This window comes from Spirillospora sp. NPDC000708, assembly GCF_040299565.1.
Lineage (GTDB): Bacteria > Actinomycetota > Actinomycetes > Streptosporangiales > Streptosporangiaceae > Spirillospora.
The window spans coordinates 22,007-44,194 of the sequence record NZ_JBEPCJ010000009.1; the positions used below are offsets into that span (position 1 = coordinate 22,007).

The window sequence follows — 22,188 nt, forward strand, 5'->3', positions numbered from 1 at the left end:
GTCAGCGGGGCGAGTGGGCGCCGGCCATCAGGGCGGCGAGGTCGTCCGGCTCCACGAAGGACGGCGGAGGCGGCGGCCCCCAGCTGAAGAGGCTCTTCGCCCCGTCCCATACCTCCGGCTTCCAGAGGGCGTCGTCGACGACGCAGTCCATGTCGGAGTAGTACTCGGCGAAATTGCCGGCGGGGTCCTTGAGGTACCAGAAGAAGTTGGAGCCGACGTGGTGCCGGCCGAGACCCCACACGTGCCGCTCCGGATGCCCGGCGAGCATCGCCGTCGCCCCGCGGCCGATCTCGTCGACATCGTCGACCTGCCAGGAGGTGTGGTGGACGAAGTTGACCGGCGCGCCCGACACCAGCACGTTGTGGTGATCGGTCGAGCAGCGCATGAAGGAGGCCACGCCGGGCACCTCGTCGCTGATCTTCAGGCCGATGCCCTCGGTGAAGAACCGCCGGCCGGCCTCCTGGTCGACCGATCCCATGACGACGTGGCCGAGCCTGCGCGGGCGCACCCGGCCCTCACGGAGGATCCCGGGCGCGCGGCCCGTGCCGCGGTCGGCGCGGCCCGGTCCGTTGTAGGGCGTCGCCGCGACCTCGGGCTGAGCGACGCGCGGCGACACGGCGACCTCGACGCGCACGCCGGTGACCGGCTCGATCGCGGCGACGCGGGAGTCCGTGACCTCCACGGCGAGGCCCAGCGCGCGGAGCCTGGACTCGACCGAGCGGACGTCGTCGGGATCGTCGGCGCCGATCGACAGCCCCGCCAGCCGCCGGGTCGGCGCCGGGACCAGCCGGAGCTGGCGGCCGCCGTCGGTGGTCGAGAGCCAGCCGTCCCCTTCCCGGGTGAGCCCGAACTCCTCGTAGTAGGCGGCCACGGCGCCGACGTCGGGAACGCCGATGGTGACCGAGCCGAGACGATGCAGTGCCATCAGGACTTCTCCTTGCTCGCGCCGGCGACGAAGCGCTGGTGCAGCTCGCCGATTCCCTCGACGTAGGAGACGAGCTCGTCGCCCGGCGACAGGAAGCGCGGCGGGGTGCGGGCGGCGCCGACCCCGGAGGGCGTGCCGGTGAAGACCACGTCGCCCGGGTAGAGGGTCGTCACCGCGGAGAGCCGCTCCACCAGGGCCTCGACGCCGAAGAGGAGCTGCGACGTGCGGCCCTTCTGGACCTCCTCGCCGTTGAGGGTGCAGCCGAGCCGGAGTTCCCGCGGGTCGGCGACCTCGTCCGGGGTGACCAGGAAGGGGCCGGTCGGGCTGAAGCCCGGGTACGACTTGGCGAGGCTGAACTGGGCGGGCGTCGCGGCGTGCTGCAGGCGGCGCTCGGAGAGGTCCTGGCCGACGGTGAGCCCGGCGACGTGCCGCCAGGCGTCGGCGGCGCGGACGCGGGTCGCCGCACGCCCCATCACGACCACCAGCTCGACCTCCCAGTCGACGGTCGCGGCGGGCAGGGCGACCTCGGTGACGGGACCGGTGAAGGACGAGACGAACTTGGTGAAGACCGCCGGCTCCTCGGGCGCCGCCAGACCGGCCTCGGCGGCGTGGTCGCCGTAGTTGAGACCGATGGCGAAGACCTGCCTGGGGGCGGGTGACGGCGGGCCGAGATCGGTGGCGGCGAAACGGACCTGCGGGCCCTGCGGCGCACCGGCCGCCCAGGCCGAGAACTCCGGCCAGTTCGCGTAGAGGCCGCTGATCGACGGACCGAACCGTCCCCCGCTGGCCTGCGCGATGTCGATGCCGAGCGCGTCCCCGGTGACGAGGACGGCGCGCTCTCGGACATGGGCGATGCGCATGAACGCTCCTTGTGGTCGACAGGAGTGGCGTACACCACAAGATGATCCACCGAATATTCGTATGTCAAGAAAGATTCGAAAGTTGTACGGAACATCCGAACCTTCTAGGGTGGTGTCATGATCAGGCCAAGCAAGCCACGGCAGACGAGAACGGCCGAGGTCTACGAGCGCATCCGCGCCGACATCTTCGCCGCGCGCCTGAAGCCGGGTCAGCGCCTCAAGTTCCCCGACCTGTGCGCCGCCTACGAGACCAGCGTGGGCGTCGCCCGCGAGGCCCTCGTGCGCCTCGCCGCGGACCGGCTCGTGAGCGTCCAGGCGCACCAGGGCTACACCGTGGCCGAGCTCTCGATCGAGCAGCTCACGGACCTCACCGCCGCGCGGGTCGAGCTGGAACCGCTGACCTTCCGCAAGGCGATACTCGAAGGCGACGAGCACTGGGAGTCGGGCGTCGTCGCGACCCATCACCTGCTGGCGCTGCGCGAGCAGGCCGCCGGGGCGTCGAAGGTCCGCGACGACTCGTGGTACGAGGCGCACGAGGACTTCCACGCCGCCCTGCTCGCCGGCTGCGGCAGCCGCCGGCTGCGCGAGGTGACGCAGATGCTGCGGGCGGAAGCCGAGCTCTACCGGCACTGGGCCGCTCCCCTGGGCGCCGACGTCAAGCGCGACCTCGCGGGCGAGCACCGCGCGCTGGCCGATGCCGCACTCGCGCGCGACGCGGAGCTCGGCCCCGAACTGCTGCACCGGCACATCGCCTGCACCACCGAGATCCTGACCCGCGGGATCAGCGAAGGAACCGAGGTCGAAGCGTGAACGGCACCCCGACCCCGGCGCCGGCCTGGACGCCCGCGCCGGACGACCTGGAGAAGAGCCGGCTGGCCGACTTCGCGCGCTTCGCCTCGGCGCGCACGGGTCACCGCCTCACCGCGGACTACCGGACGCTGTGGGAGTGGTCGACCGACGACCTGCGCGGCTTCTGGTCGGCGGTCTGGGACTTCTTCGGACTGCCCGCGAGACCGGACGGCTCCGAGGTGCTCACCGACGAGGCCATGCCGGGCGCGCGCTGGTTCCCGGGCACCGAGCTCAACCTCGTCGACCAGGTCTTCAAGGACCGCGATCCGAACGGCGTGGCGCTGGTCGCCGCGACCGAGGACGGCGGCGAGGTCGGCCTGACCTGGTCCGCGCTCGCGACTCGGGTGGCGGCGGCGGCCGAGGGCCTGCGGCGGCTGGGCGTGAAGCGCGGCGACCGGGTGGCGGGCTATCTGAGCAACGGGCCGGAGGCGGTCGTGGCCTTCCTCGCGACGGCCGGCATCGGCGCGATCTGGGCGGTCTGCGGGCTCGACTACGCGCCCGCGGCGGCCCAGAGCCGGCTCGGCCAGCTCGAACCCCGGGTGCTCATCGCGGGCACCGGCTACCGGTACGGGGGCAAGGACGTCGACAGCGGCGACGCCGTCCGGCGGCTCGCCCGGTCGCTGCCCGGCCTGGCGGCGGTGGTGATCGTCGGGGATCCCGAGGCCGTGCCCGGCGCGATCGGCTGGGACGACCTGACCGCCGACGCGTCGGTCCCGCTGGAGCCGGTCCCCGTGCCCTTCGACCACCCGCTCTGGGTGCTGTTCTCCTCCGGCACGACCGGGCGCCCCAAGGGCATCGTCCACGGTCACGGCGGCGTCCTGCTGGAGCAGCTGAAGTGCAACGGGCTCCACTTCGACCTGCGCGAGGGTGACCGGATGCTCTGGTACACCACGCCCAGCTGGATGATGTGGAACGCGCTGGTCTCCAGCCTGCTCGTCGGCACGACGATCGTCTGCCTCGACGGGAGCCCGGGGTTCCCCGACCCGGACGCGCTGTGGGCGCACGCCGCGCGGCTGCGGGTCACGCTCCTCGGCACGAGCCCCGCCTACGTCGGCGCCTGCCGGAAGGCCGGCGTCGACCTCTCCCGGCACGACCTCTCGGCCCTGCGCACCGTGGGCATCACCGGCTCGGCGTTCCCCGCCGACGGCTTCCGGTGGCTGAACGCGCAACTGCCCGACGGCGTGCGGATCGTTTCCAGCAGCGGAGGGACCGACGTGGTGACGGCGTTCGTCGGCGGCGCGCCGAACCTGCCGATCTGGGCGGGCGAGCTCTCGGCACCCCTGCTCGGGGTCGCCCTCGCCGCCTTCGACGGCGAGGGCCGGCCGGTGCGCGACGAGGTCGGCGAGCTCGTCGTGACCAAGCCCATGCCGTCGATGCCGGTCTCATTCTGGAACGACCCGGACGGCGGCCGTTACCGCTCCGCCTACTTCGACACCTATCCCGGTGTGTGGCGGCACGGGGACTGGATCACCATCACCGACCGCGGCTCGGTCATCATCCACGGCCGCTCCGACGCCACCCTCAACCGCCGGGGCGTCCGGATCGGAAGCAGCGACATCTACGCCGCCGCGGAGTCCATCCCGCAGGTCACCGAAGGTCTGGTCGTCGGCCTCGAACAGGACGACGGCGGCTACTGGATGCCGCTGTTCGTGACGCTCGCCGACGGCGTCGAACTCGACGACCCGCTCCGCGCGGCCATCGGCGACGAGATCGCCGCGCGGGCGTCACGGCGCCACGTGCCGGACGACATCATCGCCGCGCCGGGCGTCCCGCACACGCGCACCGGCAAGAAGCTCGAGGTCCCGGTGAAGCGGATTCTCCTGGGCCACCCGGTGGCCGACGTCGTCGATCCGACGAGCGTCGATCATCCCGAACTGCTGGAGTGGTACGCCGAGGTCGGCGCGCAGCGTCGCGCGCGACGCGACCGGTCGGCCCTCTAGGCGACGCTGCGGCACCGCCGTGCCGGACCTGCCGCCCCTCCCACCGCGCTCGCACCCTCGGGCGTGGTCCCGGTCGGGTTCACCGGCGCTCGGCGTTCTGGGCCAGGAGGGCCGCGATCTCGGCCGCCGGGCGCGCGGTGTGCAGGCCGATCAGGTCGGCGAGCAGGCCGTCCAGCGGCGGCCAGGGGATGTTCCCGTGGTCGTTGTAGAGGGTGATCAGACCGTGCATGGCGGTCCAGAGCATCAGGCCGGCCTGCCATTGCTCCTCCGCCGTCCGGGTCCGGTCCGTACCGGTGACGGCCGCCAGGGACGCGACGACGGAGTCGAGCAGGTCGGCGCCGGCACTGTGGGCCGATCCGGGGAGCAGGTCGGCGGGCATGCGGCTGCCGAAGAGCGTCCGGTAGTGACCGGGCTGCTCGACTCCCCAGTGCACATAGGCCCCGCACCGGGCCACGAGGTCGGCCAGCGGGTCCGGGGCCGTTCGGGCGGCCTCGCTCATCAGCAGGGCCAGCTCGTCGTAGCGCAGCCGCAGCACATGCTGGATCAGCGCGCCGAGGTCCGGGAAATGACCGTAGATGCTGGCCGGCGCCACCCCGACCTCGCGCGCGACCTGCCGCAGCGTCAGCGTCTCGGGGTGGTCGGACGCGGCCAGGAGCCTCGCGGCGGCCTCCACGAGCTGGGCGCGAAGGACCTGGCCCTGACCCCGCGGATTGCGCCTGCGGGTGGCGGCCCGCTCCTCGGACACCCTGTCCTCCCCTGACCGGCGCGAACGATCGGCAACGCCTGCTCACCTTACCCGGCCGCCCGGTTGACAACCGTTGACCAACAGTTGTTCACTTAGGTAACCAACACCTGTTCAGTTAAGGAGCTCGTCCATCATGCGCATCGCTGTACTCGGCGCGTCCGGCAAGGTCGGCCGCCTCCTCGTGGACCAGGCGATCGAGCGGGGCGGGCAGGTGGTGGCCCTCGTCCGCGCTCCGGACCGCTACGAGGTCCCCGCGTCCGCGAAGGCGGGGCGGATCGAGGTCCGGCACGCGGACGTCTTCCAGCCGGAGGGCTTCCCGGACCTGGGCGACGTCGACGCCGTCGTCTCGGCGATCGGCATCGGCAAGGGCGACGGGCCGGGCGCCCTGGTCGCCGGAGCGAAGGTCCTGGCCGGCGCGCAGGTCCGCACCGTATGGCTGGGTGCCCTGGGCTCGGGCGTGTCGACCAATGCGGGCGGGCGGATCTACCAGGCGATCATGCGTCTGGCGGTGGGCAAGGAACTCGCCGAGAAGGCGGAGGCCGACCGGATCGCCCTGCAGGCGGGCGCCGCGGTCTTCCATGCGCCGGACCTGAAGGGCGGGCCCATCAGCCCCGCCCGCCACATCGTGCCGCTCGCCGACCTGCGACGCCCTTTGCTGCCGCCCAGGATCTCCCGCGCTTCGCTCGCCTCCCTCATGCTGGACGAGGCCGAGAACGGCCGTCACGCCGGAGGCATCGTCGTGCCTCTCCCGTGAGGCCGCAGCGCTCTCAGCCGGTGGCCCCGGCCCAGATGTCGCAGTGATGGTCGCGGGTGAACGTGGTGACGGCCCGGTTCCCTGGGAGGTCAGGCGCTGTATGGGTGACCGTCCGCGAGCTGCTCCCCCGCCCCGCGACGAGCCTGCAGAGAACCGACTGAAGTCCTTCGGCCGCGACAGCGGGCTCTGGGCGGTCAGCGGGGTGATGGCGAAGCGTGAAGTGCGGGCTTGCGGCGGTACTGGCCCGGCGGGACGGTGAACGCGCGTTTGAAGGCGTTCGCGAAGGCGTATTCGGAGCCGTAGCCGACGCGTTCGGCCACCACGCTGAGCGGTGAATCGGAATCGCGGAGCATCCGGGCCGCCACGGTCAGGCGCCACCAGGTCACGTACGCCAGCGGTGGCCGGCCGACGAGCGAGGTGAAACGCCGGGCGAACGCCGCCCGTGACAGGCCCGCGCGGGCGGCCAGTTCCGCGACGGTCCAGGGCTGGGCAGGGTCGTCATGGATCGCGTCGAGCGCCGCGCTCACCGAGGGGTCGGCGAGGGCCGCGGCCCATCCGGTCGTCCCGCCGCATGCCGGCTGCTCCTCGAGCCAGGTGCGCAGGACGTAGACGAGCAGTGTGTCCAGAAGCGAAGGCACCACCGCGGCGGCGCCCTGGCGGGGCTCCTGCAGTTCGGCGCCGAGCAGGTCGACCGCGGCGCGCAACCGGGAATGACGGCCGACGCCGGCGGGGATGTGGACGATGCCCGGCAGTTCCTCCAGCAGGGGGTGCCCGCGGTCCGCGTCGAGCTGGTAGGCGCCGCACAACACCACCGCGCTCGGCCGGGCGGAAGCGTCGTGACCGGTGGGCGCCTGATGGTCCTGCGACGGGGAAGGGAGATCGACGAATCGCGCGGTGGGGGCGTCGGTCAGGCCGTACTCGCCTCCGCGCGGAAGGAACAGCACGTCCCCGGCGCCGAGCGCCACCGGGTCGCCGTCCGGCGGGATCAACCGGTAGGACCCGGCGAGCACGACTTCGAAGCCGGCGGTCCCGGGCGGGATCCGGAACCGCTGCCCCCAGGGCGCATGCCGTTCCACGCGGGCGGAACGGGGGTCCCCGGTGCGCATGACGGCGATCACGTCGCTCAGCACGTCCACACGGTGAGGCTAGCTGGAAAGACGATGACGTATGAGAACGAGACCATGGCGCATTGGTCGTCTCGTGCGATCGGCCTACCGTCGTGATCACATCAGCGAAGGGACGGCCGAAGTGATCGTGCTCATGCTGCGTTTCAGTTTCCAGGCGGGGACCACGCCCGAGCGGAAGGAGTCCGTGCTGGCCGCGATGAGGCGCACCTCCCAGGTGGAGTCGACCTCGTTCTCGTTCGTCGGAGCGGACCTGGGCGACCCCGCGGAGGGCTATACGCACGGATACTGCGTCGCGCTGGAAGACCTCGACGCGCTCGACCGCTACATGTACGACCCGGTGCATCTCGAAGGCGACTTCGAGATCCTGCCGTACCTGTCGCGGCTCACCCAGGTCCGGCTGTCGGACGGCGCCGATCCCGGCCTCAACGACAAGATCTTCGCGATGCACCGGAGGAAGCTGGCGGCCTATCCCGAATGGGACCGCCTGCTCAGCACGGTCCCCGGCGGCGGCGCCCCACCCGTGCGCGCCTGACGCGCACCGGGCGCGGCCTCGGCCGCTCGGTCGCCGCCGGCCCCGTCACCGGCTCCCCGTGCCGCGATGTTCTCCAGAGTGCCGACGAGCTGGGCCGGGGTCGGCTGGGCCAGCATCTCCTTGCGCAGTCCGGCGGCGGCGTCGCGGTACGCGGTGTCGGTGAGAAGGTCGTGCAGGGCCGCCCGCAGCGCGTCGGGGCCGGCCTCGTGACCGGGCAGGTGGCGGCCCGCGCCGGCGGCGGCGACCCGGCTGCCGGTGGCCGCCTGCTCGGAGGCGAACGTGGTGGTCAGCTGCGGGACGCCCGCCCACAGCGCGGTCATGGCGCTCCCGCTTCCGCCGTGATGGATCACGGCGGAAGCACCCGGCAGGACGGCCCGCAAAGGCGCGTTCTCGGCGACGCGGACGCCGTCCGGCACGGGGCCGAGGGCGGCCGCGTCCGCAGCGGTGGCCAGGACGATCACCTCGCAGCCCAGGCCGTCCACCGCCCGGAGGATGTCCGGGAGCAGGTAGGAGCCGGGTCCCGCGGTCGCGGTCAGCGCCGTCGACCACGTCACGCAGACGCGCGGGCGGCCGGGCGCGGGCGGTTCGATCGCCCAGCGCGGGACCGGCGCGGTCCCGTTGAAGGGGACGTAGCCGAAGCGCACGCGCTCGGCCGTGGTCGGGGGCGCCAGCGACGGCGGGCAGGGGTCCAGGACGCGCTCGATCATCTCCGGGGCGAACGCGGCCAGGCCGTGGCGCACGAACGACCCGCTGTGGTCGGTCGGGATGATGCGCATGTGGTCGGGTTCGCGGGTGCCGACCGGGCCCCACAGGCACAGCGCCGCCGGCACGCCCGTGACGCGGGCCGCCACCAGCCCCTCCAGGCTGCCCGGGTCGTGCAGGACCAGGTCGGGCCGCCATGCGCGGGCGAACGCGACGGCCGCGTCGAAGCCGCGCGCGGCCCGCTCCGCCAGAACGGGGGCGACATCGTCCCGGAAGCCGGCGGCGTCGAAGTCGGCGAGATCCCTCAGGGGTTCCCCGGTGAGGGGGTGCGGGGGCGGCCACGGGTAGGGCCGCTTCCCTTCGACGGCCTCCCTGTAGGCCTGCAACCGGAGCCTCGTGATGACCTTCATGCCGTCGAGCACGGGCACCGGGAGCAGGCCCGTCCGGCCGACCGCCGCCGTCTGGTCAGGCGTGCACAGGACCCGCACCTCGTGACCCGCCGCCTGCAGAGCCCAGCCGAGGGGGACCATCGCGGAGTAGTGGGTCGCCTGTGAGGACACGGTGAACATGACCCGCACTCGAGGCTCCTCCGTTCGCCCGTCGGGGGTGTCGGGTCCGTCCGGCGACGCTCATGCGGCGAGGCGGTGGCGGTCCTGCGGCTCGTCCCAGTCGGCCCGGTGGGGTTCGACGTCGATGCGGGTCACGGCCGGGTCCAGGAACGGCGGGCCGAGGTGGGTGAAGGCGCTGAAGTCGGTGGTGTCGCGGAAGGCGGGGAGCGTGTAGAGGTCGCGGGCGTAGGGCCACAGGTGGGGGAAGTCGACCAGCCGCCGCTCACTGATCTTGGCGAACGGGTTGTAGGTGAGGTCGAACCGCGCCAGCGTCACCCAGAAGCGCACGTCGGACTCGGTGACCGAGTCGCCGAACAGGAAGCGCCGGGTGGACAGCCGCTCGTCCAGCCGCTCCAGGGCGGAGATCACGCGGCCGCGCAGGTCGGCGTAGGCCTCGTCGGAGGCGGCGCCGGCGACCCGGTAGTTGCCGTCGTTGAAGTTGACGTAGATGTACTCGTTCAGCTCGTCGATGTCGCCGCGCAACTCCTCGGGGTACAGGTGGACGTCGGGATCGCCGTACGCCTCGAACTGGGTGCCGAGATCGATGGTGATGTCGAAGAAGTTGTTGCTGACGATCCGGCCCGTCTCACGGTCCCACAGGACGGGTACCGACACGTGCCCCTCGTAGCCGGGCTCGGTCGCCTCGTAGGCCTCGCGCAGGAACCGGAAGCCGTTGACCGGGTCGGCGCCGCGCTTCTCCCGGAACGCCCAGCCCCGCCCGTCGCGCTCGTCGTCGACATACGAGAGCGACACGACGTCCTGCAGCCCCTTCAGGATCCGGACGATCGCGGTGCGGTGCGCCCAGGGGCAGCGGTGCGAGACGTACAGGTGGTAGCGCCCCGGCTCGGCCTTGTATCCGCTGGAGCCGTCGGCGGTGATGCGCCCCTGGAACGGGTAGCGCGGCCGGTTCCAGCCGCCGTTCTCCACCTTCAGCGCGGTCGCCCCGTAGACACCGTGCTTGTCCAGGTCCACAGGGTCGGCATACACGGCACCACCGGTCGTCGCGGTCATCGGACGGGCCTCCAAGGGGTTCGAGGAGATGGAACGGGAGCAGTGGTAGCGAATCACCGGCCCGGACGAGCAGTCAATTGTTCCTACCGTTTAAATGGGGAATGCGCCCGCCCTTCTAGGGGTTCCGGGGTGGACGTCAGGGGCCGGAGCATCGGCGCCTCACCCGACGATGGGCACCATGAAAGCCCTGGTCCTCTCGGGCGGGTCCGGAACACGGCTGCGCCCCATCACGCACACGTCCGCGAAACAGCTCGTGCCCGTCGGGAACAAGCCGGTCCTCTTCTACGGGCTGGAGGCCATCGCCGAAGCCGGGATCACCGAGGTCGGCATCGTCGTCGGCGAGACGGAAGCCGAGATCCGGCGGGCGGTCGGCGACGGCTCGCGCTTCGGCCTGCGCGTCACCTACCTGCGGCAGGAGGCGCCGCTCGGCCTGGCGCACGGGGTCCTCATCGCGCGCGACTTCCTCGGCGACGAGGACTTCCTGCTCTTCCTCGGCGACAACTTCATCGTCGGCGGCATCGCCGACATCGTCGCCGGGTTCCGCGCGAGCCCGGCCGACGCCCGGCTGCTGCTCACCGAGGTGCCCGACCCGGGCCGCTTCGGCGTCGCCGAACTCGGGCCGGACGGGCGGATCGTCGGCATCGAGGAGAAGCCGCAGCGCCCGAAGAGCGACCTGGCGCTCGTGGGCGTGTACCTGTTCGGCCCCGCGATCCACCGCGCCGTCCGGGCGATCGCGCCGTCCGCGCGGGGCGAGCTGGAGATCAGCGACGCCGTCCAGTGGCTGCTGGACGCCGGCCTGGACGTGCGGTCCACCGTCATCACGGGTTACTGGAAGGACACCGGGAACGTCGATGACATGCTGGAGGCCAACCGCACCGTCCTGGAGGGGCTGGAGCACGGCGTCGAGGGCGAGGTCGACGGCGACACCGAGATCATCGGGCGGGTGCGCATCGCCTCCGGCGCGATCGTGAAGGGGACCCGGATCGTGGGCCCCGCGATCATCGGCACCGGCGCCCGGATCGTGGACTCCTATATCGGACCGTTCACCTCCATCGGCGACGGCGTCCGCGTCGAGGACAGCGAGATCGAGTACTCCATCGTGCTCGACGGGTCCACCATCCAGGGCGTGCGGCCCATCGAGGCGTCCCTGGTGGGCCGCGCCGTCGAGGTCACCCCCGCCGCGCGCACCCGCGCCGCCCACCGCCTCGTCCTCGGCGACTACAGCCGGGTGCGGATCGCATGACGAGGATCCTGGTCACCGGCGGCGCCGGGTTCATCGGGTCGCACTACGTCCGTCGCCTCCTCGGTCCCGACGGCCCGGGGGACGTGTCGGTCACGGTGCTGGACGCGCTCACCTACGCGGGGAACCTCGCCAACCTGGCCGCCGTCGAGGGCCGTCCGGGCTTCCGGTTCGTGCACGGCGACATCTGCGACGCCGGGCTCGCGGGCCGGCTGGTCGCCGAGCACGACGAGGTCGTGCACTTCGCGGCCGAGTCCCATGTGGACCGGTCGATCGCGGCGGCCTCGGCGTTCGTGCGCACCAACGTGCTCGGGACGGGCACGCTGCTGGACGCGGCGCTCCGCTCGGGTCTGCGGACGTTCGTGCACGTGTCCACCGACGAGGTCTACGGCTCGGTGGACGCGGGAGCGACGCCGGAGACCGCGCCGCTCAGCCCCAACTCGCCCTACGCGGCGTCCAAGGCCGCCGCCGACCTGCTCGCGCTGTCCTACCACCGCACCCACGGCCTGGACGTGCGGGTGACGCGCTGCTCCAACAACTACGGTCCGTACCACCACCCGGAGAAGATCATCCCGCTGTTCGTGACGCGGCTGCTGGACGGGGGGCGCGTCCCGCTGTACGGCGACGGCCTGAACGTGCGGGACTGGCTGCACGTGGACGACCACGCGCGCGCCCTGGAACTGGTGCGCACCAAGGGGGCGCCGGGCGAGGTCTACAACATCGGCGGCGGGACGTCCCTGACGAACCGGGAGCTCACCGGCCTCCTCCTCGAGGCGACCGGGACGGGCTGGGACAGGGTCGAGCGCGTCCCCGACCGCAAGGGGCACGACCGGCGGTACGCGGTCGACGACACCAGGATCCGCGCGGAGCTGGGCTACGAGCCGCGGACCCCCTTCCTCGAGGGGCTGGCCGCGACCGTCAGCTGGTACCGGGAGAACCGGCGCTGGTGGGAACCGCTGGTCTGACCGGCCCGCCCGCGCCGGCGGCGCGCCGGCGCACCCGGTCCACCAGCCGCGCCTGCTCCACCACCGCCTCGCCCTCCAGGACGGAGGGCACACCGTCGCGGACCCGGTCGACGAAGGACGCGACCGCGCCGGCGAAGTGGTCCTCGGCGGGGAGCGTCAGCTCCTCGACGTGGTCCTGGCGTTCGATCCGCACGACCGGGCGGTGCGCCGCCGACGGGGTGAAGGCCCAGGTCAGCTCGGCCCGGCCCGCGCTCCCCCACAGCGCGTACCGGGACCGGTAGGCGTGCTCGACGCCCCAGGTCAGGTGGGCGGTGCGGCCGGACGGGTCGGCCAGCAGGGCCGCGCCCGCCACGTCCACGCCGCGCGCCTCGTCGACCCGCAGGTGCGCACCGCGCACGTCCAGAGCGGTCCCGAGGTGGAGGAGGGCGGCGCGCAGCGGGTAGACGCCGACCTCCGCCAGCGCGCCTCCGCCGAGGCCCGGGTCGTAGAGGTTGCGGCCGTCGGCCGACGGCGGGAACGCGAACTCGGCGGTGAGCGTGCGCGGCTCCCCGATGGCGCCCTGCGCGACCAGGTCGCGGAACCGGGCGTGCTGGGAGTGGCACAGGAACATGAAGTTCTCCAGCAGCGCCAGCCCGCGCGAGGCGGCGAGCGCGACGAGCGCCTCGGTCTCCGCCGCGGACGCCGTCAGCGGCTTCTCCGCCAGCACGTGCCGCCCGGACCGGAGCGCCCGCCCGACCCACTCGGCGTGCAGGTGCACGGGCAGCGGCACGTACACCGCGTCGACGTCCGCGCGGTCCAGCAGCGCCTCGTAGCCGTGCACCGGCTCGCCGCCGAACCGCCCGGTGAAGCGCGCCGCCTTGGCCGGGTCCCGGCTCGCGATCGCGGTCAGCCGGACGCCCGGATGGGCCGCCAGCGCGGGGAGCGCCCGCCTCCAGGCGATGTCCGCGCAGCCGATGACGCCGATTCTCAACGGTCCAGAATTCACTGAACACCTTTCCTTTGCCCACCTCGTCAATTCAGGACGAGGCTAGGCACGGCAGGCGGCGACGTTACCCCTGACATGGCATTATCGCCCCCGGACGACCCCCCTGAACACCCCCTGTCAATTATTCCGCGGCACCCGCGAATGGACCGGCATCGGCATATTGGAATCCTTGCCGCGACCATTTCCAGGAGGAGCGATGTCGGGGATCATCACGGCGTTGACGGCCGACCACCGGAGGGCCGTGCGGATCGCCGAGTCGGCCGGGGCGGCCGCCGGGGCCATGACCGGGGAGCAGGTCCGCGCATGGTTCGCCGAGCGCCGCCGCGGCGACGTCTCGCGGGTCGACCGGGTGCCGCTGGACCGGCTGGAGCGCTGGGGCACCGATCCCGGCACCGGCGACATCCGCCACGACAGCGGCCGGTTCTTCACGGTGACGGGCCTGGCGGCCGAGGTCCCCGGCGCCGCGGTCCCCGCGTGGACGCAGCCCATCCTGCTGCAACCGGAGATCGGCATCCTCGGCATCCTGGCCAAGGAGATCGACGGCGTCCTGCACTTCCTCATGCAGGCCAAGAACGAGCCCGGCAACCCCGAGGGCGTGGAGATCTCGCCCACCGTGCAGGCGACGCGCAGCAACTACATGCGCGTGCACCAGGGCGCCCCGGTCCCCTATCTCGACTACTTCCGCGACACCCGCCGGCACCGCGTGATCGCCGACGTGCTCCAGTCGGAGCAGGGGGCCTGGTTCTTCCAGAAGCGCAACCGCAACATCATCGTCGAGACCGACGACGAGGTGGAGCCGCTGGAGGGCTTCGCGTGGCTGACGCTCGGCCAGCTCCACCGGCTGCTGGCGGACGACACGGTCGTCAACATGGACGCCCGCACGGTGCTGTCGTGCCTGCCGTTCTCGGGCGTCGGGCTGTCGTCGTCCTCCCCGTCCGGCGAGCAGGAGTTCCGGCGGTCGGTGCTGCGCTCCTGCAGCGAGGAGTTCGCGGGGCTGCACGGCATCGGCGACATCCTGAGCTGGATCACCGAGTCCCGCAGCCGGCACGAGGTGCTGGCGCACCGCGTGCCGCTGCGCGAGGCCCGGCTGTGGCACCGCGGCGAGGAGGCCATCGAGCACGAGTCCGGACTGTTCTTCCGGGTGATCGGGGCCAGTGTGCGGAGCGGGCACCGCGAGGTCTCCCACTGGCACCAGCCGCTGGTGGAGCCGATCGGGGTCGGCGTCAACGCGTTCCTGGTGAAGCAGGTGGACGGCGTGCTGCACGCGCTCGTCCACGCCGGCGTCCAGCCCGGCTATCTCGACGTCCTCGAACTCGGCCCGACCGTCCGGTGCACGCCCGGCAACTACGCCTGGCTGCCGGACGCGGCGCGGCCGCCCTTCCTGGACGACGTGCTGTCCGCGCCGCCCGGCCGGGTCCGGTTCTCGAGCGTGCTGTCGGAGGAGGGCGGCCGGTTCTACCACGCCCGCAACCGCTACACGATCATCGAGGTGGACGCCGGGTACGCGCCCGACCCGGGCCCCGACTACCGGTGGCTGACCCTCCACCAGCTCGTCGGGCTGCTGCGCCACAGCCACTACGTCAACGTCGAGGCCCGCAGCCTGGTCGCCTGCCTGCACAGCCTGGCGGGCCGGCCGGAGTGACGCCGGGCCGGCCCGCCCGGGCGGTCAGCCGTGGTGGTGGCCGAGGGGCGAGGCGGGCCGGGCCGCCGCCCGCATCTTGGCCGCCATCGCGGTCTGGACCGTCTTGGGCGCCACGACGAACGGGCGCATCATGCCGTGGTCCTCGTGTTCGAGGATGTGGCAGTGGTACACGTAGTTCCCCGTCCCGCCGTGGAACCGCCCGGCGACCGCCACGTGCTCGTGCTCGTCCATGCGGATCGTGTCCTTCCACCCCTGCTCGTCGGGCCCGAGGCCCTTCGGAGCGCTGTAGGTGGCGGTGTAGGTGTAGATGTCGTTGGCGGTGTCGGACGTCACGGCGACCGTGTAGGTGTCGCGGGCCAGCGCCTGGAACGACACCAGGTGGATGTGCATCGGGTGGTTCGGCCCGGCGAGGTCGATGAAGTTCCAGACCTCCCAGCCGTCGAGGGAGACGTGGAACGTCACGGCCTCGTCGAAGGTGCTCGCCGCCTTCCGGTAGGTGGTGCTCTTGCCGTCCTTGACGATGGTGACGATGCGGTCGCCCTTCTGCGGGACGTAGCCGGCGGGCGTCTCGGCCAGCTCCCACATCTCGGGGTGGCCGCTGCTCGTGCCGTCATGGGTGGCGGTCGCGACGTACCGCTCCGTGTAGCCGGCCGGGACCTTCGCCGCGGTCAGCCGGGTGAACGTGGGCGACAGCTTGGCCGGCAGGGCGAAGGGGTCGGTCACGGCCGTGCCGCCGACCCGGAACTGCATGACCTCCGGGCCGAGCGGCGAGGTGACGGTGTCGGTGTTGGACAGCCGGAGCCGCGCGCCCCTGAACGCGGCGAAGTCGATCAGGATGTCGGCGCGTTCGGCCGGCGACAGCGTGAGCCGGTCCAGCTTGGCCGGGGCGCCGAGCAGCCCCTGCTCGGTGCCGATCTGGACGAGCGCGCCGGTCACCGGCGTGCTGGTGCCGTCGGCGTTCTCCTTGCTCAGCTCCAGCGTGTAGGTGCGCCCGTTCGCGCCGTTCAGGACGCGGAACCGGTACCAGCGCGGCTCCACGTTCAGGTACGGCCAGATCTTCCCGTTGACGAGGTTGTAGGGGCCGGCGAACGGCAGCGAGACCCGCCGGCCGTTGGTGTCGTAGTAGCCGACCTTGTGCAGCAGCCGCCCGTTGAAGGCGTCGTCGGCGTCGGTGTCGAGGTTGCGGTCCGCGATGATCAGCGGGATCTCGTAGGCGCCGGACGGCAGCCCCAGGGCGCTCTCCTCGGAGTCGCGCACGAGGTAGAGGCCCGACAGGCCGGCGAACACGTTGAAGGCGGTGATGTCCATCGCGTGGTCGTGGTACCAGAGCGTCGCGGCCCGCTGGGCGTTGGGGTACTCGGCGGCCTGGGCCTGGCCGTAGGAGATCCCGTTCTTGGGCCAGCCGTCGCTGTCGCCGCTGATCTCGCCGCCGTGCAGGTGGGTGACCACCCACGGGGCGAGGTCGGCGACGTCGGGAAGCGGCTCGGCGCCGCCGCGCCCGGGGCTGAGGATCGAGTCGAGCCCGGTGAAGGGGACCTCGACGGCGGTCACCGGGAACGTGCCCTGGATGCGGTTCTGCCAGCTCACCTTGACGCGCCGGCCGCGCCGCACGTCGATGACCGGCCCGGGGTAGGCGCCTTCGTAGCCCCAGACGGGCGTGTCGGGCAGTTGCGAGTGCAGCTTCACGGTGCCGGCGCGCTGCCGGAGGGTCAGCGCGGTGTCGGGCTTCAGCACCGCCGGGATGGGCAGCGGGTCGGCGAACTTGGCGAGGTCGGCGGGAGCCCCGCGGAACACCCGGGAGGCGGCGGCTAACGCGGACAGGTTCGCCTGGACGGTGACGGCCACGCCGATACCGGCGGCCGATCCGGCGATGAACTGACGGCGGCTGGGCATGGGGGGACTCCTCTGCGGGCATGGGCGGCGCAGCCGATCCTTCGCCCGCGCCGGCGCCGGCTCCATCGGCGGGCCGGAATTCAGGGGTTCGCGCGCCGGCCTCTCGGGTTTACGGCGGCCCCGACAGTGGAAGAACGTGCGCGTCACGGGTGAACCGGAGCGGGCCGGCCGGCGTCCCACCCCGGGATTCGGTCGTCCGATAGGCGGGCGATTGCCGGGCAGTGGGCGGGCGTCTTCGATCATCGGATCCGTGGTCGCACTGGTGGAACGAGACGAACAGATCCAGCAACTCGACAGCCTGCTCGCGGACTGCACGGCGCGCCGCGGCCGGGTCGCGCTCCTCGAGGGGCCGATCGGCACCGGCCGGACCGCGCTGCTGCGCGGGCTCGCCGAACGCGCCGAACGGTCCGGATTCCGGTGTCTGCGCGCCTCCTGCTCCCCCGCCGAACAAGAACTCCCCTACGGCGTCGCCGGCCAGCTCCTGCGGGACGTGCCCCGGCCGGAGGACCCGGACGATCCGTCCGGCCGCCTCCTGGAACGGCTCGCGGCGACGGCGGACGCCCCGGACGCCGGCCCCGCGTCGCCGCACGCGGTGCGCACGCACCACGAGCTCGTGCTGGCCCTGCTCGGGCACGCCGAGCGCGAGCCGCTCCTGATCACCGTGGACGACCTGCGCTACGCGGACGTCCCGTCCCTGCACCTCCTGCTCCACCTGGTCCGGCGGCTGGCGTCGGCGCCCGTCCTGGTCGTGCTCGCCGACGAGCCGGTCCCGCGGCCGCGGCACCTGACGTTCCTGGCGGAGCTGTTCCGCAGGCCGGAGCTGCACCGGCTGCGGGTTGGACCGCTGTCGCCCGCCGGGACCGCCCGCGCGGCGTCCGGGCCGTCCGGCGCCCCGCCGGCCCCGGCGGCGGACCTGCACGCGATCAGCGGCGGCAACCCGCTGCTGCTGGACGCGCTGGCCGAGGACGTCAGGGCCGCCGGCGCTCCCCGCGCGGAGGGGTACGGGCTGGCGTTCCTCGGCTGCCTGCACCGGGGCGATCCCGCGACACCGGCGGTGGCGCGAGCGCTGGCGGTCATGGGCGAGGACGCGAGGCCGGCTGAGCTGTGGCGGCTCGTCTCGCTGAAGCCCGAGGACGGCGAGCGCGCCCTCGGCGCGCTCAACGCGGCCCGGCTGCTGGACGGCGGCCGGTTCCGCCATCCGGTGGCGCGGGACGCGGTGCTCGACGACCTGGCCCCGGCGGAGCGGGCCGAGCTGCACCGCCGCGCCGCGCGCCTGCTGCACGACCAGGGCGCGGCCGCCACCCGGGTAGCCCGGCACCTCGTCCACGCCGACCACGCCCAGGAGCCCTGGGCGGCGGCCGTGCTGTCCGAGGCGGCCGAGCACGCACTGCTCGACGGCCGGACCGAGGAGGGGGCGCGCTTCCTGCGCCTGGCGCACCGCGGCCTGTCCGACGAGGGGGAGCGCGCCGCGGTCCGGACGCGTCTCGCCGGCGCCGAGTGGCAGACCGCGCCGGCGTCGGCCGCCCGGCACCTGGCCCCGCTGGTGACCGCGGCCCTCGGCGGCCGGCTCGGCCTCGCCGACGGGCTGGCCCTCGCCGGCCGGCTGCTCTGGTTCGGGCGGGGCGAGGAGGCGGTGCGGGTGCTGGACCGGCTGCGCGCGGACGCCCGCGCCGAGGGCGGCGGCCTCCGGGACGCCGAGGTGTGGCTGGCCTACGCGCACCCGCCGCTCGCCCGCGACCGGCGCACGCCGGTGCTGGCCGCCGAGAAGGCCTTCGCCGTCCCGGCCCTCGGCGGCGACCCGCAGCTGCACGCGGCGGCGATCCTGGCCGACGGGCTCACCCGGCGCCGGAGCCACGCGGTGGCGGGCCGCGCCGAGCAGGTGCTGCGCGACCTCCCGCTGCACCCGCGCAACCCGTGGACGGTCGAGGCGGCCCTGCTGGCCGTGCAGGTGCTGCTGCGCGCGGACCGGCTCGACGCCGCTGCGGCGTGGTGCGAGGCGCCGTCCGGTGAGGGGCGGGACGGCGAGGCCGGGGGCGGCGGCACCCAGGCGGCGTTCTTCGCGGCGGCGCGCGCGGAGGTCGCGCTGCGGACGGGCGACCTGCCGAGCGCGCTGCGGGAGGCGCGGGAAGCGCTGGCGCGCCTCAGCCCCAAGTCATGGGGCGTCGCGATCGGGTACCCGCTCGGCACCTGCGTCCTGGCCGCGACGCGCGCCGGCGAGCACGACGAGGCCGCCAGGTGCCTGGCGCTGTCGGTCCCCGAGGCGATGTTCAAGAGCCGCCACGGCCTCTACTACCTGTACGCCAGGGGCCATCACCACCTCGCGTCCGGCCACGCCCACGCGGCCCTGGCCGACTTCCTCAGCTGCGGCGAGCTGATCCGCGGCTGGGGCCTGGACACCGCCGGGCCGGTGCCGTGGCGCACCGACGCGGCCGAGGCGTGGCTGCGGCTCGGCAACCGCGACCAGGCCCGCCGGCTCGTCCGCGAGCAGCTCGCGCGGACCGACGGGCGCGGCCCCGCGCTGCGGGTCCTCGCCGCCGCGAGCCCGGCCGGGCGGCGGCTGCCGCTGCTGACCGAGGCGGTCGACCTCGCCGAGGCGTCGGGCGACCGGTTCGAGCAGGCCCGCGTCCTCGCCGACCTCAGCCGCGTCCACGCGGTGGGCAACCGGCGGCGCGCCCGCCTGCTGCTCCGCCAGGCCCTGCACGTCGCGAACATGTGCGGGATGCGGCCGCTCGCCCGGGAGCTGCTGTCGGTGCAGGCCGACCTGGGCGGCGCGGAGGCGATGGCGGACGGGCTGGAGGGCATCGCGTCGCTCACCGACTCCGAGCGCCGGGTCGCGTCCCTGGCGGTGGTCGGCAACACCAACCGGGAGATCGCCGCGAAGCTCTACATCACCCCCAGCACCGTCGAGCAGCACCTCACCCGCATCTACCGCAAGCTCGGTATCCGGCGCCGCAAGGAGCTGCCCGCCGACCTGTGGGCGGGGCTCAGGAAGACCGGCTGACCGCGCCGCCCGCGTCGAGGTCCGTGCCCGCGCCGGGGTCCGTGCCCGCGCCGAGCCCGGCGAGCAGTTCCTCGACGAGGGCGTTCGCGGCGTTCCGGTCGGCGGCCGTCCCGAACAGGTAGAAGTCGGGGCGGACGAGCGCCGCGACCGCCCCGGCGCGCGCCAGGTACGGCAGGTGCACCCCGTCGAGGTCGGACGCCGCGTCCAGCCGCACGAACCGCGTGCCGAGCCGGGCCAGGGCCGCGGCGAGGGCAGGGTCGAGCAGCTCGCCGGGCGGTTCGGTGGTGAGCAGCACGAAGCCGGGGGCGCCGGCGACCTCGTCGAGGAGCCCTTCGCGGCCGCCGATCCGGACGCGGCCCTGCGGGGTGAGCCCGCCCGCCGCGCCGCGCGGGCCGCCGCCGGCGTCCCGGGCGATCAGCCCCCGGGTCAGCGGGTGGACGGCCGACGGCGGCGGCGCGGCGAGGCCCCGCTCCCGGACGCCGATCATGACCTCGTCGCGGTCGCGGGCGGCGGCCGGGTCGGTCTGGCAGATCACGCGGCCGAGGTCGACCGACATGGTGACGGCGTGCCGGACGTGCTCGCGGCGCTCGTCGGTGTAGGTGTCCAGCAGCGCCTCGCCGGCCCGGCCGGCGAGGACGAGGTCCAGCTTCCAGGCCAGGTTGGCCGCGTCCCGGAACCCCGAGCACATGCCCTGCCCGGCGAACGGCGGCATCAGATGGGCCGCGTCGCCCGCGATGAGGATCCGGCCGGCCCGCCACCGGTCGACGTACCGCGCCTGGAAGGTGTACACGGCGTGCCGCTCCAGCGTCGCGCTGCTCTCGTCGATGCCGAACAGCGCGAGGAGGCGCCACACGTTCTCGGCGCGGCCGAACTCGTCCGGCGGTTCACCGGGCAGCCGCATGAACTCCCAGCGGCGGTGGCCGGGCCCGGCCGAGACGGCGGTGCGCGGCCGCGCCGGGTCGCAGACCTGCAGGTTGTTCGGGACGAAGCGGCGCGGCTCGTGCAGCCGCACGTCACAGGTCAGCCAGTCGTCGAAGAACCGCAAGTCGGTGGCAGTGGCGTCGAGGGCGTCGCGCACGATGCCGTTCGCCCCGTCGCAGCCCACGACGTACCGGGCGGTCAGCACGCCGCCCTCGGGGCCGTCGACGGTGACCTCCACCCGGTCGCCCTCGTCGCGCAGGCCGGTCACGCGGTGGCCGCGCAGCACGCGCAGCGTGGGCTGCGCCGCACCGCGCGCGGCCAGGGCGGCCTCGATCCCGGGCTGGTACATCGAGAGCGAGTCCGGCCATCCGGACCAGCCGCGCTCGGCCACGTCCACCTCGAACAGCGTCGCGCCCGCCCCGTTCGTCCAGACGTAGTCGCGGGACGGTTCGGCGACGGTGCGCAGGGCCTCGCCGATGCCCGCGGCGGCGAGGATGCGGGCGGACTCGCCGTCGAAGGACACCGCCCGCGGCATCGGGTAGGGCTCCGGCCGCCGCTCCACGACGGTGACGCGGTGCCCGCGCCCGGCCAGCAGCGTGGCCGTCACCTGCCCGACGGGCCCGTACCCGACGACGAGGACGTCGGTGCCCGCCCGGCTCACCGCCCGCTCCCCGCGGCGGTCGCGCCGCTCGCGTTCGCGGCCGTCGCGGCGGCGGGCGAGCCGAGGATCTCGGCGACGACGCGCTCGTGCTCGGCCGGGTCGGTGAGCACCCGGACGGTCTCGTGGCCGTCGTCCACGGTGAGCAGGCGTTTGCCGATGAGGACGCGCTGGCCCGTGGCGGAGGACCGTCCCCGCACCAGGATCCCGGCTCCGGCCAGCGCCCGGGCGAACGCCTCCAGTTCGGCCGAGGGGTCCTGCCATTCGGCGAGGTCGCGGGGCTTGTCGCGGAACCGGTACACCGGCTGCCAGGTCCCGGACCGGCCGCTGCGCTCGACCACGTGGTAGCCGTCCGCCGGGACGACGCGGAACCGGTTGCCGTGCTGCCGCTGCACCTGGTCGGTGACGCGCAGCGGCTCCAGGTAGGACGGGCCGACGAAGCCCACGTCCACGAGGTACAGCTCGCCGTCCAGGCGGGCGTGGTTGAAGACGTGCTCCAGGTCGGGGCCGAACGATCCGTCCATCTGCCGGATGCCGGCGCCGAACACGCCGACGTCGAAGCCCAGTTCCTCCAGCAGGGCGCGGAACAGTCCGTTGAGCTCGTAGCAGACGCCGCCGCGCCGGCCGACGACGATCTCGTCGAACGCGGTGTCCAGGTCGATGTCGACCCCCGCCCACAGCGCGGTGCCCCGGCCCGCGTTGAGCGCGCTGTCGTACGGGAAGGTCCGCAGGTGGCGGTGGTGCAGGGAACGCAGCGTCTCCAGCGTGGGCGCGGCCGGCCCGCGATGGCCGAGCGCCTCCAGGTAGGTGCCGGCGTCGAAGCCCATGGG

At 73.7% G+C, this 22,188-nt stretch carries 18 protein-coding genes; 8 read left to right on the forward strand and 10 right to left on the reverse strand.

Features of this window, described 5'->3' with window-relative positions:
* Position 1 precedes the first annotated feature (1 nt).
* Together ABT299_RS09275 and ABT299_RS09280 are read right to left on the reverse strand one after the other, a co-directional pair.
* On the reverse strand, positions 2 to 925 hold the full coding sequence (locus ABT299_RS09275) for a VOC family protein (protein WP_500250310.1): 924 nt from the start codon (positions 923 to 925) through the stop codon (positions 2 to 4).
* Complete coding sequence (locus tag ABT299_RS09280) at positions 925 to 1,785, reverse strand: fumarylacetoacetate hydrolase family protein (protein WP_500250311.1); 861 nt, start codon at positions 1,783 to 1,785, stop codon at positions 925 to 927. Before ABT299_RS09280 ends, ABT299_RS09275 begins: the two co-directional genes overlap by 1 nt.
* 117 nt (positions 1,786 to 1,902) lie before the next feature.
* Between ABT299_RS09280 and ABT299_RS09285 the strand changes: the two genes are divergently transcribed.
* Both ABT299_RS09285 and ABT299_RS09290 read left to right on the forward strand, forming a co-directional pair.
* The gene (locus ABT299_RS09285) at positions 1,903 to 2,595 is read left to right on the forward strand and encodes an FCD domain-containing protein (protein WP_387025273.1); all 693 of its coding nucleotides are present in this window, start codon (positions 1,903 to 1,905) and stop codon (positions 2,593 to 2,595) included.
* The gene (locus ABT299_RS09290) at positions 2,592 to 4,574 is read left to right on the forward strand and encodes an acetoacetate--CoA ligase (protein WP_500250312.1); all 1,983 of its coding nucleotides are present in this window, start codon (positions 2,592 to 2,594) and stop codon (positions 4,572 to 4,574) included. Before ABT299_RS09285 ends, ABT299_RS09290 begins: the two co-directional genes overlap by 4 nt.
* 79 nt (positions 4,575 to 4,653) lie before the next feature.
* Here the strand turns inward: ABT299_RS09290 and ABT299_RS09295 are convergent, their stop codons facing one another.
* Positions 4,654 to 5,319, reverse strand: coding sequence for a TetR/AcrR family transcriptional regulator (locus tag ABT299_RS09295; protein ID WP_387025269.1), 666 nt, complete (start codon positions 5,317 to 5,319; stop codon positions 4,654 to 4,656).
* A gap of 133 nt (positions 5,320 to 5,452) precedes the next feature.
* Here ABT299_RS09295 and ABT299_RS09300 point away from each other — a divergent pair, with 133 nt between their 5' ends.
* Positions 5,453 to 6,073: an NAD(P)-dependent oxidoreductase gene (locus ABT299_RS09300; RefSeq protein ID WP_500250313.1), complete on the forward strand. Its 621-nt coding sequence runs from the start codon at positions 5,453 to 5,455 to the stop codon at positions 6,071 to 6,073.
* A gap of 194 nt (positions 6,074 to 6,267) precedes the next feature.
* Here ABT299_RS09300 and ABT299_RS09305 read toward each other — a convergent pair whose 3' ends face one another.
* Positions 6,268 to 7,209 (reverse strand): AraC family transcriptional regulator, encoded by a 942-nt coding sequence (locus tag ABT299_RS09305; protein WP_500250314.1) that lies wholly within the window; start codon positions 7,207 to 7,209, stop codon positions 6,268 to 6,270.
* Between the two features lie 124 nt (positions 7,210 to 7,333).
* On the opposite strand from ABT299_RS09305, the gene ABT299_RS09310 reads away from it, so the two are divergent.
* A complete protein-coding gene (locus ABT299_RS09310) occupies positions 7,334 to 7,732 on the forward strand; it encodes a Dabb family protein (protein WP_387025263.1) in 399 nt (132 codons plus the stop codon).
* Here the strand turns inward: ABT299_RS09310 and ABT299_RS09315 are convergent.
* Together ABT299_RS09315 and ABT299_RS09320 are read right to left on the reverse strand one after the other, a co-directional pair.
* Positions 7,666 to 9,003, reverse strand: coding sequence for a nucleotide disphospho-sugar-binding domain-containing protein (locus ABT299_RS09315; RefSeq protein ID WP_500250402.1), 1,338 nt, complete (start codon positions 9,001 to 9,003; stop codon positions 7,666 to 7,668). The genes ABT299_RS09310 and ABT299_RS09315 overlap by 67 nt on opposite strands.
* Positions 9,004 to 9,063: 60 nt before the next feature.
* Positions 9,064 to 10,053 carry a glutathione S-transferase C-terminal domain-containing protein gene (locus ABT299_RS09320; protein ID WP_433153634.1) on the reverse strand — a complete coding sequence of 330 codons (990 nt, stop codon included), beginning with the start codon at positions 10,051 to 10,053 and terminating at the stop codon, positions 9,064 to 9,066.
* Positions 10,054 to 10,231: 178 nt separating this feature from the next.
* Here ABT299_RS09320 and ABT299_RS09325 point away from each other — a divergent pair, with 178 nt between their 5' ends.
* Positions 10,232 to 11,296 (forward strand): glucose-1-phosphate thymidylyltransferase, encoded by a 1,065-nt coding sequence (locus ABT299_RS09325; RefSeq protein ID WP_360741297.1) that lies wholly within the window; start codon positions 10,232 to 10,234, stop codon positions 11,294 to 11,296.
* Positions 11,293 to 12,258, forward strand: a complete 966-nt coding sequence (gene rfbB / locus ABT299_RS09330; RefSeq protein WP_500250315.1) for a dTDP-glucose 4,6-dehydratase — start codon at positions 11,293 to 11,295, stop codon at positions 12,256 to 12,258. The genes ABT299_RS09325 and rfbB overlap by 4 nt, the downstream gene beginning before the upstream one ends.
* Here the strand turns inward: rfbB and ABT299_RS09335 are convergent.
* On the reverse strand, positions 12,212 to 13,228 hold the full coding sequence (locus ABT299_RS09335; protein ID WP_500250316.1) for a Gfo/Idh/MocA family protein: 1,017 nt from the start codon (positions 13,226 to 13,228) through the stop codon (positions 12,212 to 12,214). The genes rfbB and ABT299_RS09335 overlap by 47 nt on opposite strands.
* A 211-nt stretch (positions 13,229 to 13,439) precedes the next feature.
* On the opposite strand from ABT299_RS09335, the gene ABT299_RS09340 reads away from it, so the two are divergent.
* Positions 13,440 to 14,885 (forward strand): NDP-hexose 2,3-dehydratase family protein, encoded by a 1,446-nt coding sequence (locus ABT299_RS09340; protein ID WP_500250317.1) that lies wholly within the window; start codon positions 13,440 to 13,442, stop codon positions 14,883 to 14,885.
* A 24-nt stretch (positions 14,886 to 14,909) separates the two neighbouring features.
* Here the strand turns inward: ABT299_RS09340 and ABT299_RS09345 are convergent, their stop codons facing one another.
* Complete coding sequence (locus tag ABT299_RS09345) at positions 14,910 to 16,778, reverse strand: multicopper oxidase family protein (RefSeq protein WP_500250318.1); 1,869 nt, start codon at positions 16,776 to 16,778, stop codon at positions 14,910 to 14,912.
* Positions 16,779 to 17,028: 250 nt separating this feature from the next.
* Between ABT299_RS09345 and ABT299_RS09350 the strand changes: the two genes are divergently transcribed.
* Positions 17,029 to 19,779 carry a helix-turn-helix transcriptional regulator gene (locus tag ABT299_RS09350; RefSeq protein WP_500250319.1) on the forward strand — a complete coding sequence of 917 codons (2,751 nt, stop codon included), beginning with the start codon at positions 17,029 to 17,031 and terminating at the stop codon, positions 19,777 to 19,779.
* Here ABT299_RS09350 and mhpA read toward each other — a convergent pair.
* The gene (mhpA, locus tag ABT299_RS09355) at positions 19,763 to 21,361 is read right to left on the reverse strand and encodes a bifunctional 3-(3-hydroxy-phenyl)propionate/3-hydroxycinnamic acid hydroxylase MhpA (RefSeq protein ID WP_500250320.1); all 1,599 of its coding nucleotides are present in this window, start codon (positions 21,359 to 21,361) and stop codon (positions 19,763 to 19,765) included. The two genes, ABT299_RS09350 and mhpA, sit on opposite strands and share 17 nt — an antisense overlap.
* Complete coding sequence (locus ABT299_RS09360; RefSeq protein WP_500250321.1) at positions 21,358 to 22,185, reverse strand: arylamine N-acetyltransferase family protein; 828 nt, start codon at positions 22,183 to 22,185, stop codon at positions 21,358 to 21,360. Before ABT299_RS09360 ends, mhpA begins: the two co-directional genes overlap by 4 nt.
* Positions 22,186 to 22,188 lie beyond the last annotated feature (3 nt).